The sequence below is a fragment of the Streptomyces coeruleorubidus genome, assembly GCF_028885415.1.
Classification (GTDB): Bacteria; Actinomycetota; Actinomycetes; order Streptomycetales; family Streptomycetaceae; genus Streptomyces; species Streptomyces coeruleorubidus_A.
Genome location: NZ_CP118527.1, coordinates 7,299,152 through 7,312,495, shown reverse-complemented (window position 1 = coordinate 7,312,495; position 13,344 = coordinate 7,299,152). Strand labels below are relative to the sequence as shown.

General features: G+C 73.5%; 8 protein-coding genes. 2 read left to right on the top strand and 6 right to left on the bottom strand.

The window, feature by feature from the left end; all coding sequences use genetic code 11:
* Positions 1-414: 414 nt before the first annotated feature.
* The 5 genes from PV963_RS33970 to PV963_RS33950 all read right to left on the bottom strand — a co-directional run bounded on the left by PV963_RS33970 (position 415) and on the right by PV963_RS33950 (position 9,157).
* Complete coding sequence (locus PV963_RS33970; protein ID WP_274820293.1) at positions 415-1,302, bottom strand: FadR/GntR family transcriptional regulator; 888 nt, start codon at positions 1,300-1,302, stop codon at positions 415-417.
* A gap of 161 nt (positions 1,303-1,463) precedes the next feature.
* Positions 1,464-3,665 (bottom strand): ATP-binding cassette domain-containing protein, encoded by a 2,202-nt coding sequence (locus tag PV963_RS33965; RefSeq protein ID WP_274820292.1) that lies wholly within the window; start codon positions 3,663-3,665, stop codon positions 1,464-1,466.
* Positions 3,666-3,775: 110 nt separating this feature from the next.
* Entirely contained in the window at positions 3,776-4,534 is a 759-nt protein-coding gene (locus tag PV963_RS33960) for an NUDIX hydrolase (protein ID WP_274820291.1), read from the bottom strand.
* Positions 4,535-4,664: 130 nt separating this feature from the next.
* A complete protein-coding gene (locus PV963_RS33955; RefSeq protein WP_274822197.1) occupies positions 4,665-6,587 on the bottom strand; it encodes a glycogen debranching N-terminal domain-containing protein in 1,923 nt (640 codons plus the stop codon).
* 620 nt (positions 6,588-7,207) lie between these two features.
* Positions 7,208-9,157, bottom strand: a complete 1,950-nt coding sequence (locus tag PV963_RS33950) for a DUF4192 domain-containing protein (protein WP_274820290.1) — start codon at positions 9,155-9,157, stop codon at positions 7,208-7,210.
* Between the two features lie 142 nt (positions 9,158-9,299).
* Here PV963_RS33950 and PV963_RS33945 point away from each other — a divergent pair, with 142 nt between their 5' ends.
* Together PV963_RS33945 and PV963_RS33940 are read left to right on the top strand one after the other, a co-directional pair.
* Complete coding sequence (locus PV963_RS33945) at positions 9,300-11,465, top strand: RecQ family ATP-dependent DNA helicase (protein WP_274820289.1); 2,166 nt, start codon at positions 9,300-9,302, stop codon at positions 11,463-11,465.
* Between the two features lie 358 nt (positions 11,466-11,823).
* Positions 11,824-12,438: a hypothetical protein gene (locus PV963_RS33940; RefSeq protein ID WP_274820288.1), complete on the top strand. Its 615-nt coding sequence runs from the start codon at positions 11,824-11,826 to the stop codon at positions 12,436-12,438.
* A gap of 252 nt (positions 12,439-12,690) precedes the next feature.
* Here the strand turns inward: PV963_RS33940 and PV963_RS33935 are convergent, their stop codons facing one another.
* Entirely contained in the window at positions 12,691-13,320 is a 630-nt protein-coding gene (locus tag PV963_RS33935) for a hypothetical protein (protein ID WP_274820287.1), read from the bottom strand.
* Positions 13,321-13,344 lie beyond the last annotated feature (24 nt).

Here is a 13,344-nt window from a genome sequence, read left to right as displayed (position 1 = left end):
GAACGTTGGAAAACGGCTTCCGGCCCCGTCCACAGTGGACAGGAGCCGACCGCCGGCTTGGGGGTGGGCCGACGGCGCGGGCGGGGGCCGGGAAGATGCACAGCGCCGTGAACGGCGTCCGTATTCCCTCCGCGGCTGTCACCTCTTAGGTCATCGCGTTCATCCCGCGAGCGTTACGCCCAATTCGCGTGGCCCGAGTCACACCCCGTAAGCGATCAAAAGCGGTCAGATGCAGGCAAAGGTGGTCGCACCTGGCTGTTACCTGGCCGCTCCAGCGGATCTGCGGCCCCTTCGCGCCGTCGGACCCCGCGGGATCGCAAGGATCCCGCGGGGTCCGACGGGAGGCGGTTCACCGTACGGGCACTGCCACAGGAGGGGGGTGGCACACCCGGCCGCGCCGCCCGCGGAACGCGGTCAGTGCTCGCGCGGGGCGGGCACCACGCGTTCCACCTCGGGGTGGACCGTGAGGAGTTGCCGCATCGCCGCCTCGGCCGCGGCTCCGTCACCGGTGGCGAGGGCGTCGCAGATGCGGCCGTGGTGGGCCAGCGACGCCTCGTTCGGCCGGTCACAGCCCGTGACCGGACCGCCCGAGACATGGAGGGCCGCGGACACGATCCCGGAGAGGTGCTCCAGCATGCGGTTGCCGGCGACCTGGATGAGCAGCGAGTGGAACTCGGAGTCGGCGCGGGAGAAGGTGAGCGCATCACCCTGGGCCATCGCGTGCCCCATGATCTCGACCATGTCCGTCAGGCGCTGCTGGACGTCCTCGCGCCCGTGCCCGGCGGCGAGGCGGGCGGCGAGCGGCTCGATCGTCCAGCGCAGCTCGCTCAGCTCGCGGCGCTGGTCGTCGCGCTGTGGCCCGAAGGCCCGCCACTCGATGATGTCCGGGTCGAGGAGGTTCCAGTCGCTGACGGGGCGCACGCGCGTACCGACGTTCGGGCGGGCGCTCACCAGGCCCTTGGCCTCCAGGACACGGAGCGACTCGCGGACGACGGTGCGGGAGACCTCGAACCGCTGGCCGATCTCCTCGGGCACCAGCGGACGGTCGGCGCCCAGGTCGCCGGAGACGATCATCTGACCCAGCTGCTGGACGAGTTGGCCGTGCAGCCCGCGGCCGCGGCTGCCCGCGGCGCGCCTGCCCACCCGGCCAAGCTCGGGGTCCCCGCCGTCCCAGGCAGGGGCACCGACGCGGTCGACGGCGGGCGCCTCTGCGTAGGGGTAGCGGTCGAGTTCGCCCGGGCTCGTGAGGCCGGTGTCAGCGGAGCGGGCGGCGGTCATCATGGTGTGCGCAAGGGTACTCACGCATCCTTTGTCGGCGCCGCCTCCAACTCCCTTGAGGTCTTTGGTGAAAAGCACACGAAAGGGTGATCGCTCACCCCGTCGCAATTGACGCCTTATCGGAAAGAAATGGGCGCTCTGCGGGGAGTTGTGCGCATGGCCGGACTAAGGGTTACGGACAGTCGTCACCGGAACCGGCTCCGCAGTGCGGTCAGCAGATACGCGCAGAGCAGCGCGGTCAGCGACAACGTCAGTGCACCGCCGACAGGTTGGGAGATCATGCTCAGCGCGGCTTCCAGGTAGCGCTCTCCCCCGAAGGGCCATCGCGGCAGCAGAGCCTCTCGCAGCCGCATGGGAACTCCCGCCGCGGTCCGCACGGACGGCCCTTCCAGGACCTTGTGCACCGCGGGTACGACGAGGAGCGGCACGGCGGCCACGGCGGCGAGCCCGGCCGTGGTGGAACGGAAGACGCCTGCGGCCAGAACGCCCGCCCAGGCGCAACCGACCACCAGCCCGATCCAACTCGCACTGAGCGAAAGCCAGTCGGCGGGAACCTGGGCGAGTTCCCGTCCGTAGACGAGATAGAGCACCTCGGCGTCGCAGCCGACGGTGAGGGCGGCCAGCATCAGCGCGGTGGCCGTGGCGACGAACAGTTTGGCGGCCAGCAACCCCAGCCGGCGGGGCACGGTGCCGCGGTCCGCGGCCAGGACAGGGTGGCGGAACTCGTCGCCGAAGGCCAGCGCGCCGAGCAGCCCCGCACCGAGCGCTGCGGGGGGCAGGGGCAGCTCCTGTGGCCACGCGGCCAGCAGGCGCGGCTGCGGGGTGTGCCCGATACGGGCGAGCACGACGGCGGTCACGGCGGAGACGACGAGCACGGCGGCACCGGTGATGAACCCGGTGCCGATCCCGGCGGCACGACGGATCTCGTAGCGCAGGGGGCTAAGGGGGCTGGGGGCGGGGCGGACGGAGATGGGAGGCGGCAGAGGGGGAAGTGCGTCGAGCGTGCGTGCCGTGCGGGCGGTGGCGGGGCGGGACGGGCGGGGTTTCGTCGTCTCCTGAGGGCGGGCCTCGGCATGGGACGGGTGGCCGGCCGAGGGCACGTCCGTACGCTCGTGCGCCTCTGCGGCGGGCTGCGCGTGCCCGGCGGAGGGCAGCGGCTCGTCGGCAACCGGCTTCGGTGGGTCAACGGTGGGTCGTGGCTCAGCCGGGGGTCGCGGCTCGGTGGTGGTGGCGGCCACGGGATCGGCTGTGACCGGGGCCGGCTTCGACGCGCCGAAGGTGGGTCGCGGCTCACCGTTGGAAGCCCGCGGCGCAACGGTCACCCCGTGCGCGTCGGCGACGTGCCCTGACTCGGCATCCGTGCACTCCGGCTCCACGCCGACGTGCTCCAGCGTGTCGGCGGACGTTCGCGCTGCGCCGCCCCTGTGCAGCTCGCCCGCCACCTGCCCTGCCGTGCCCAGACCGGTGTCACGGCCGCCATGCGGCTCACCTGCCTGCGCTGTTCCCGTCCCTGGGCCCATGTCCCCGATTTCGTCGGCGAGTTGGTGGACGACGATGCCGTGGCGGAACGCCGTCTCGCCGATCTCCGCGCAGGTACTGCCGTACACGGAGAGGCGGTTGCCGCCTTCTCGTACGACCTCGACGGAGCGCTGCGCGGTGCGGGCCTGCTTGGCCAATAGAGCCGCCAGGCGGGCCGCGTGCGGGCTGCGTACGGCGACCCGGGGGCGCAGGCGGGTGCGCGAGAACTCCGCGGCCTCCTGGTCGGCCACGAGCCTGCCCTGTTCAAGCGTGACGACGCGGTCGGCGGTGCGCGCGGCCTCCTTGGGGTCGGCGGTGGTGAACAGGACCGTGCCGCCCTGGGCGGCGTGTGCGCGCAGCGTGCCGTGCAGCCAGTGGCTCTCGCGGGCGGACAGACCGTCGGCGGGGTCGTCCAGGACGAGCGTGTGCGGGTCGGCCAGGAGGGCGCAGGCCAGGCCCAGGCGGCGGTCCATGCCGCGTGAGAGGGTGCCGAGGCGTTCGTCGCGCAGGCCCTCGATCCCGACCGCCTCGAGCACTTCGTCGGCGCGCCGGACGGGGACCCCGGCGGCGGCACACAGCATGCGCAGATGACCGCGGACCGTGCGGGCCGGGTGCCCCGGCACGTCGCCCAGCAGCACACCGACCTCGCGCGAGGGATGGGCGACGCGGTGCAGGGGGCGCCCCCGGAAGTAGGTGATGCCCCGGCCCTGTTGGAGTTCCAGCATGAGTCTGAGGACTGTCGTCTTGCCTGCGCCCGGTGCTCCGAGCAGCGCGGTGACACGGCCCGCTCGCGCCTCGAAGGAGACGTCGTCGGCTGCGGGCGGAAGCGCTTTGCGGGGTTTGCTGGTCAGTCCGAAGGCCTGGATCACCCGCAGCAAGATAGCGCGCTATGTCCGGTTTTTCGGGCAGCGCAAGGCCTGCCCCGGGCACGACGATCACCCTTGCCCGGGCCGCGGCAGCGTTGCATTGCGGACCCGCGTCAGACCTCGGGGCGCAGCATCGGGGGGTTGAGCAGAGTCGCGCCACCGGCACGGAAGAGCTGGGCCGGGCGGCCGCCCTGGCGGGTGGTCGTCCCTCCGGTGGGGACGAGGAAGCCCGGTGTGCCCGTGACCTTGCGGTGGAAGTTGCGCGGGTCGAGCGCCACGCCCCACACCGCCTCGTAGACGCGGCGCAGCTCTCCGACGGTGAACTCGGGCGGGCAGAAGGCCGTGGCCAGGGACGAGTACTCGATCTTGGAGCGAGCACGCTCCACTCCGTCCGACAGGATCTGCGCGTGGTCGAACGCGAGCGGCGCGACCGGCTCGGCGTCACGCCCGTAGCCGCCCTGCTGCAGCAGTTCCTCCACCGGAGCCCAGCGCGCGTTGCTGGCGTCGCCGCCTGCCCTGGGCGCGGGCAGGTCGGGAGCGAGCGCGAGGTGGGCGACACTGACGACCCGCATCCTGGGGTCCCGCTTGGGGTCGCCGTAGGTGGCGAGCTGTTCCAGGTGTGCCCCGTGGTCCTGGGCGGGGACGGACGGGTCGTGGACGCGCAGCCCGGTCTCCTCGGCCAGCTCGCGTGCCGCGGCCTGCGCCAGGTCCTCGTCGGCCCGTACGAAGCCGCCGGGGAGCGCCCACCGCCCCTGGAACGGCGGTTCGCCCCTGCGTACCGCCAGCGCACACAGGGCATGGCGGCGCACGGTCAGCACGACCAGGTCCACGGTGACGGCAAAGGGCGGAAACGCTGACGGGTCGTAGGGCATGCGGCGATCATAGTCGTCTGCCTGACGATAAGCACTCCTTTCGCCGGTCGCATCGGCGACTGATCCACTTCGGTCGAATATGGACTTCACTGTCCGGCCCGGTTGTCCGGCGGTTGAACGTCGTACCAGGTCACACCCCCAGTTGAAGTCCGTCGGCCGCTTCCTCGACCATGGCGAGGCCGAGCCGGCTGACCCGCACGGAGAACGGGGCGCCCGCGATCCGCAGTCCGGTGAAGCCGATCTCGCCGAGGGGCGCGCTGCGCATGGGGCGCAGGGTGACCGTCCCGGCCGGGGCGTCGGGGCGGATGCCGACGAGCGTGGTCAGCAGCAGCACTCCGGCGGCCGCAGGTGTGGCCGCGGGGCGGCAGGCCGCCGGGTGCGGGAGGGGAGCGCTCCCCTCCGTGCGTTGTTCCCCCGCGTACATGTCGGGCAGCCGGTGGGCGAAGGTCTCGGCGGCCGCGAGTACGCCGCGCAGCAGCGAGGTCGCCTCCTTCTCGTAGCCGGCGGCAGCCAGGCCCGCGACGGCGAGTGCGGTCTCCTGAACCCGTACGGCCCCGGCGCGGTGGCCGAACGGATTGAACCCCGGTTCCTTGGCGCCCAGTCCGCGCAGGCCCCAGCCCGAGTCCATGACAGGGCTGCCGAGGAGTCGGGCGAGGTTCTCGGTCTGAACCTTGTCGAGCAGACCGGGCGCCAAGGCTCCCCCGCCCAGCAGGCCGGTGTCGAGGAGGTGGACGGCGGCCGCGCCCAGATGAGGCACGGCCCTGCCGTCCGGGGCACGGGCTGCCGCGGGCCGGCCGCCCCCGAGGTCGTCGACCCAGAAGTCCCTGCGGAAGACGGTCCGTGTGGCCTGCGCCCACTGCCGAAGTGCCGGTCCGCCCGTGCGTCCGCAGGCGTCGAGCAGGTCGGCGCCGAGGACCGCGGCACGGTGGGCGTGGGCCTGTGTCTCGCAGCGGACGGGACCGCCGGGGTGCGGGTCGCGCAGGTACGTGCCGTCGCCCACGGTGGTTCGCAGCCAGGTCAGACAGCGCTCGGCGGCGGGCAGCAGCTCCTCCGTGTCCTGCTCACCTAGGCCCCAACGGCGGGCCTCGGCGAGCAGTGCGGGGAAGAGCAGTGTGGCCTCCGTACCGGTGCACTGCGGCGGAAGGTGCGGGCCTGCGTCCCGTCTCGGGCCGGGGATCATCCCGGACTGTGGTCCCGGGCCCGTGAGTTGGGTACGGGCGAGGATCCGCAGCGTCCCCGCTGCCAGGCCGGTACCGAGCGGCAGGGCCATCCGGGCGGCCACGAGCGCGTCGGCGGGGGCCAGACCGCAGCGCCAGGGAGCCCCGGCCGCGAGGTGGGTGTCGGCGGGGTTCGCCGCATCGCGCAGCAGGAGGGCCTGGAGGTCCTCGATGCTCGTCCTCAGGAGTGCGGGGACTCCGGGGTGGTCGCCTTCCGCTCGTGCGGCGGCGAGGGGGCTGGTCGCCGCGCGGCCCATGGCTCGGAGGGGGCCGGCGCCGTCCGGCCGCACCCGCAGTTCCACGCTTCTGCTGCCGCCCGGCGGCAGGTCGAGCTCCCACCGCAGCAGTCCGGCCGAGGCCAGAGCGTCCGAGGGAGGCGGTGCGGCCGAGACGGACGCGTTGCCGGTGGCGCAGGACCAGCGCAGGCCGGAGTCGTGGACACTGGCGGGAAGCTCGGGTCCGGCGCGGCCCGAGGCGATCGCCCCGAGGTCGGCCAGGTCCGTGCCCAGGGACACCTCGACCGGCAGACGCAGCGGGCGGGGAGCCGCGCTGTGCAGGGTGATCCGCTCCGTGCCGTCCGCGAGACGGTCGCGTTCCACGACCACGTCCGGATCCGGGCCTGCCTGCGGCGACGTGCGGAGCGTGCCCACGAATCTGGCGCGGTCGGCCGCAGCCATGCGGGCCTGCACGGCGAGCGGTTCCCGTCCGGCCACGCGGATCTCGCACCGGGAGAGCACGCGCCGGCCTGCGCGGTAGAACCCTTCCAGACCCCGGCCGGTCATCTGCCCTCCCTCCGTCGAGATGGCCAGGCCGGGAAGCGCGACGCAGATCATCATGGTGTGGGCGGGCGGCAGGTCGGCAGACCAGCGCAGTCCGGGGATCGTGGCGCCCCGGGGAGGCGCGGCGGGCTGCCCGGTGGCGGAGGGGCCCCGGCTATGAGCCAAGGGCGGCGAGGGCGAGCCGTACCCCGATCCGGAAGCCATGCGACGGCTCTGGCCCGCCCCATGAGGTGACGGACGGCCTCGGTCCGGTGTCGGGGGCGAGCACGTGTCCGGGCCGGTGGGCAGCACGGTGGGTGAGGCACCCCCGGGGAACCTGGGCCCGAACCCGTCGACACGTGCCGCCGGCCGCGGAGGGGCGTCGTGGTCCCCCGTACGCGGCGCCCGGGCCCCGGGCAGGCCGGGGCCCGAACCGCGGGGCGGTGGGGGCCCGCCCGGGGTGTGGCGGTCGTCGGCGGCGGAGGAGGGCGGAGTCGGCTGATGCATGGAGAGGCTTCCTCTGCGCTCTGTGCGCCTCGATCGAGTTCGGCGCCGGTGCCGGAGGGCTCCGACGGGGCAGGGGCGGTGCGGCGTCACGCCCCGTCCAGGCGTTCCGCCACTCAGGTGAACGGCGTGAACCTGCTGAGGGTCACGCCCGCGTTCCCGCCCCGGGCGCGTCGAGGCCACCAGGAGGACACTCACTCCTGCCCCTCCGGGCCCTGGCCTGGCTGCACGCCTTCCTGGCCCGTGTCCCGGCACGGCATGGCCGCCTTCCCCGGCGTACACGCACGTGTGCCGCCCGTGCGTGCGCTGCCGGACCGTGCAGTACCCGCGGTCGCTCGTCCGGTACGTGTGCCGGTGTCTGCGGCACCGGCAGGGCGCGTAGTGCCGGTCGGAGTACGCCGACGGGGAGCCCCGGCGCTCGGGACACGGTCTCCCGTGCGGATACCGCCCTGGGCCGCGCCGGCGGCACCGGCGGAGCGGGTACGGCGTCGACGGCGTGGGGGCACCGCCGTGGACGCGTCTGCGGGCTCCGGCTCGAACTCGGGCGCGGCTGCCTCGCCCGTGGCGACCTCGTCGGCGTCCGACCGAGCCGGGGAGCTGTCCAGCTGCGCGACGGGGCCGTCCACTCGCCCGGCGGAGTCGTCCGCCATAGCCCGGGAGCTGTCCGCCCGCTCGACGCAGTTGTCCACCCCAGCCAGGGGACCGCCCACCGGCTCGACGCAGCCCACCGCCGGAACCAGGGAGTCGTCCGCCCGCTCGACACGCTCTTCCGCCGGAACCAGGGAGCCGCCCAACCGCTCGACACACTCATCCACCCCAGCCCGCGAACCGCCCACCCGGGCACTCAAGCCGTCGGTCCGAGCCGCCGAACCGGCGGCTCCCTGGCGCCCACGGCCTTCGCGCTCCGCGCGCAGGCAGCTGCGGATCGACTCCGGGTCGAGTCCTTCGTTGCAGGCCTGGTGGAGGAGACGGGCGAAGAGGTAGTCGGGATCCGCGCTCAGGGCCATGGCAAGGGCTTCCCGGGCCTCCAGTTCGTCGCCGGTGGACCATGCGACCCAGCCGGCGAGAGTGAGCGGCGCCGCGGCGTGCTCGCCGTACGGTCCGACGCAGCGGCGGGCCAGCGACCGCCAGAGACGAAGGGCGTGTCCGGCCTCGTCGCCCTCCATCCACTCGGCCGCCCGGTCACGGGTCGCGCGGTCCTGGAGGCCGAGGATCAACCGGGCTGCCTCGTCGTGCCGGAGAAGTTCATCGTCGCGGAGATCCGCCAGGAGCATGCCGGAGACGGGCTGTGCCCCGGCGAAGCGGTCCAAGACCCGCCCGGCCAGTTCCAGTGTCTCGTCGGCCACGTCGGCGCGGCCGGCGTCGTCCAGGATCCTCGGGACCAGCGCCAGGCTGGCGGTGTCCAGGGCGCTCTCCTGCTCGAGAGCGGCGGCGCTCTCCCAGGGGAGCAGCCGGGCCCGCAGCTCCCGGAGCGTGCCGCGCACCTGGATCCCCGCGTAGGTGGCAGCAGCGGCCAGCACCGATGTGCCGGGCAGGCCCATGGAGGCTCCCTCGGGCGGGCAGCACGCCGCGTTGTCACAGCAGTACGACCAGTAACGACCGTCAGAGATGCACAGCGCCTCGACCACTGTCACGTCCAGGGACCCGCACTCCACGCGCAGCCTGTGGGCCAGCGGCCTCAGCCGCTCCATGATCTGTCGGCCGGACTCGCCCTTCTCCGGTTCCTGGCAGAGGAAGGCGACCATCGACTCGGGGCGGGCCCCTCGGCGCTCGCTGCCTGTCACCAGCCCGTGGGCCAGTTGCCGGGCCGCCGACGGCCAGTCGTCAGCGTTGGCGGGGATGCCGAGCCGGGCCCGGCCCCCGAACCGCCCGCGTCCGTCCCTGTCGTGCAGGGCGACCAGGACGATGCTGTCCTCGGGGCGGTATCCGAGCAGATACGGGAGGGCGTCGGCCAGTTCGGCGGGGGTGCGCAGGGTGACCTGGTGCTCGCCGCCGTGGCCGTCGTACGGGGGGCTTGGGACGTGCGGCCCGGTCCCGTCGCTCCCCCGCTTCTCCTGTCCACCGTCCTGGTGCCTGCCGTGCCCGTCGGACCCGGTGATGTCGCCGTTTTCGGAGGATCCAGTCGCTTCGCTGTGGTTCGTCATGCGGAGACGATCTCGCGGAATCCGAAGCTCCGCTTGACCCTGTGGATAACTCCGATCAGGGACACGTCACTCGAAACGACGAGGAGTCTGATTACCTCGTGCACCGCTCGCGCTGTCAGTGCCGTCCTGTTGTATGGAGCGCATGGAGCACACGAGCAACGCGGATCTCCGGGCGGCGGCCGACGCTGTCCTCGCCCGTCTCGTCGGGGACGTCTCGGGAACGGCCCGGCTGCGCGAGGACCAGTGGCGGGCCATCGAGGCACTGGTCGCCGACAGACGCCGCGCCCTGGTCGTCCAGCGCACGGGCTGGGGCAAGTCCGCGGTCTACTTCGTGGCGACCTCGCTGCTGCGGGCCCAGGGCAGCGGTCCGACCGTGATCGTGTCCCCGCTGCTCGCGCTCATGCGGAACCAGGTCGAGGCGGCGGCCCGGGCCGGCATCCACGCCCGGACCATCAACTCCTCCAACACCGAGGAGTGGGACGCCGTTCAGGACGAGATCGCCGCGGGTGAGGTCGACGTCCTGCTGGTGAGTCCTGAGCGGCTCAACAACCCGGACTTCCGGGACCAGGTGCTGCCCCGGCTCGCGGCCGCCACCGGGCTGCTGGTGGTGGACGAGGCGCACTGCATCTCCGACTGGGGCCACGACTTCCGGCCCGACTACCGCCGGCTGCGCACGATGCTCGCCGACCTCCCGCCCGGTGTCCCGGTGCTCGCGACCACCGCCACCGCCAACGCGCGCGTGACGGCCGACGTCGCGGAACAGCTCGGCACCGGCGGCAGTTCGGACGCCCTCGTGCTGCGCGGTCCGCTGGACCGGGGCAGCCTGAGCCTGAGCGTGCTGCGGCTGTCGGACGCCGCGCACCGGATGGCCTGGCTCGCCGAACACCTCGACGAACTGCCGGGTTCCGGGATCATCTACACGCTCACGGTCGCCGCCGCCGAGGAGGTCACCGCCTTCCTCCGGCAGCGCGGGCACACGGTCGCCTCGTACACGGGCAAGACGGAGAACGCCGACCGTCAGCAGGCCGAGGAGGATCTGCTCGCCAACAAGGTGAAGGCGCTGGTCGCCACCTCGGCGCTCGGCATGGGCTTCGACAAGCCCGATCTGGGCTTCGTGGTGCACCTCGGGTCGCCCTCCTCCCCGATCGCCTACTACCAGCAGGTGGGCCGTGCGGGACGCGGTGTGGAACACGCCGAGGTGCTCCTGCTCCCAGGGAAGGAGGACGAGGCGATCTGGGAGTACTTCGCGTCGCTCGCCTTCCCCTCGGAAGACCTGGTGCGTCGCACGCTCGACATCCTCGCGCACGCGGAGAGGCCCCTGTCGCTGCCCGCCCTGGAGCCCCTGGTGGAGCTGCGCCGCTCCCGACTGGAGTCCATGCTCAAGGTCCTCGACGTGGACGGGGCGGTCAAGCGGGTCAAGGGAGGCTGGATCGCGACCGGGCAGCCCTGGACGTACGACGCCGAGCGGTACGCGTGGGTGGCGCGACAGCGCAAGGCCGAGCAGCAGGCGATGCGCGAGTACGCGTCGACGACGGACTGCCGGATGGAGTTCCTGCAGCGCCAGCTGGACGACGAGGCCGCCAAGCCGTGTGGTCGCTGCGACAACTGCGCGGGCCCGCGCTTCGCCGCTGACACGTCCGCGGAGGCGCTCGACGCCGCGCGCGTGGACCTGGGGCGGGCGGGTGTCGAGGTGGAGCCGCGCCGGATGTGGCCGACCGGGCTGCCGGCGATCGGAGTGGACCTCAAGGGACGTATCCCGGTCGGCGAACAGGCCGCGCCGGGGCGTGCGTTGGGGCGCCTGTCGGACATCGGCTGGGGCAACCGGCTGCGGCCCATGTTCGCGGCCCAGGCCCCCGACGAGCCCGTGCCGGACGACGTGGCGAAGGCCGTGGTGGGCGTGCTGGCCGACTGGGCCCGGGGACCCGGCGGCTGGGCCCCGGGCGCGTCGGACCCGCAGCCTCGCCCGGCGGGCGTCGTCACCGTCGCCTCCCGCACACGGCCCCGGTTGATCCACTCCCTGGGAGCGCGCATCGCGGAAGTCGGCCGGCTGCCGCTACTGGGCGCCGTCGAGTTCACGGGCGACGTGTACCCGGGACCCCGCAGCAACAGTGCCCAGCGGCTGAAGGCGCTCGACGGGGCACTGACCGTGCCGCCGGTCCTCGCGTCCGCCCTCGCCGAGGCGCAGGGCCCGGTCCTCCTCGTGGACGACTACACGGAGACCGGCTGGACCCTCGCGGTCGCGGCCCGCATGCTCCGACGCTCCGGTGCGCAGGGGGTGTTGCCGCTGGTGCTGGCCGTGCAGGGCTGACCGAGCGTCGAGAGCGACAGCCGCCACCGCCCTGCCGGGCACCGGCCCTCTGACCGGGCACCGCCACCTGCCCGGTCGCGCACACCTCTGGACGCCGCGCACCCCCGTGACGTACGAACGTGTCGTGCTCGAACGCCCCATGGGTGGCCCGGTGACGCACAGGGTGGGGATATTAGCCGCGCATCATCTGATAACGGTCGGCTGACCCAATTGCTCGTTGCCGCATTCAAGTTCGACAGGAAGAATTGAGGTCCGCTCCCGCACGGCACGACCGCCGATCCGGTAGGGCTTCGCTGCGGTGCGCGCTCCCAGAATCCGACCCCGCCCGCAGTGTGGGCGCGTAGCCGAAGGGAGGACCGTGACCTTCGGATTCGCTCCGGCCTCGGCAGCGGCGTCGACATCCGCCGCTTCCGCCAACCGCTTGCTCGAACCCGCGGAATGGGCCGCCGCCGGGATCCCGCTGCTCCGAAACCCCCGTGAAGTCGTCAGCGGGCTGCACGCCCGGCACCACCCGCAGCCGGCGACGGCTGTCATCGCCGTGCTCGACCCGGACGAGCGGCTGCGGGCGAGCGCCTCGTTCGTCCGTCGACCGGCCCCGGCCGACGGCTGGATGTTCCGCAACGTGCTGCTGGCGCAGCTGCGCCGGATCATTCCGCACGATCTGCGGCGCCGGACACCGGTGCGCACCGCCGTGCTCCTCTACTGCCGTGAGGGCGACGCCCGTTGGACGGAGGAGGACGGCGCGTGGATGTGGGGGCTGCGCGACGCCTGCACCCTGCACGGGTTGCGCTGCGGGGCGTACGTCACGCTGACCCGTGACGGCTGGCAGGTGCTCGGCGAGGGCCGCGGCGGACGCCGCCCTCACTCGGCCTCGGAACCGGAGCCGTTCGCCACGTCGGAGGCACCGCCGCCGCTGCCGCGCACCGGCGGCGCCGCCTCCGAGGTGCTGCGCCGCGCTGCGGCGGCACGCTGAGGCCACTGGCAGACCGTCCCTGGACAGGCCGTTCCGCACGGACTCGGGGCCGTACCCCGTCGTACGGCTCACCACGTTTCCGGTGACCGACAGTCGGCACGCCCCCCGAACGGCATTGAGGCCACCCGGGAAGGACCGCACGCAACCACGGCGTCCAGCCCTCCGGGCACGCCGAACCACCCTCCGTGCACAGCCGCCGAAGCGGCGCCTGAAGTCAGCCCCGGGCGCCCGACCGGACGCCACGGCACCGGCTCAGACGCTCGTGCCCAGCACCGAGTTGATCCGCTGCGGATCACCGCAGACGATCAGCAGGGCGGTGGCCCGGGAGTGGGCCAGGGACAGGGCGCTCGCGGCTGCGGCCTCGGCACCGCCGTTGACGGCGACCACGACCACCGGACGAGACGCGGCGCGGCCGGCGACGGTGGCGTCCGTGTAGAAGACGTCGTCACCGGCGTCGTGCTGGGCCCAGTAGGAGGTCTCGCCGAAGGACAGCTCGTGGGCGGCCCACGGGTGCTGTTCGCCGGTCGTGATCACCAGGACGTCGCCGGGGGCGCGACCGGAGTCCAGGAGCAGGTCCACGGCCTCCTCGGCGGCGTCGAGCGCGCCTTCGGCGGAAGCCGGGATCAGCTGGATCTGCGGGGCGGCCGGAGCGGCGGCACCGGCTGCTGGGCCCGACGGACCGGGCTTGGCGGCCGCGTCACGCGGCGCGCGTTGCGCCGGCGGCGCGGGCCGGAGAGGACCGGGACGACCGGGACGCGACGGAGCCGCGGGACGGGGGCCGGGTACGGGGCGAGGGGTCGGCGCGGTGCGGCCGCTGGCCGGAGTGGCGCGGGGACCCTGGGCACTCTCGTGAATCTGAGGCTCCTCGGGAATGAGAGGCATGGGTTGATATTTATCAAACGTTGG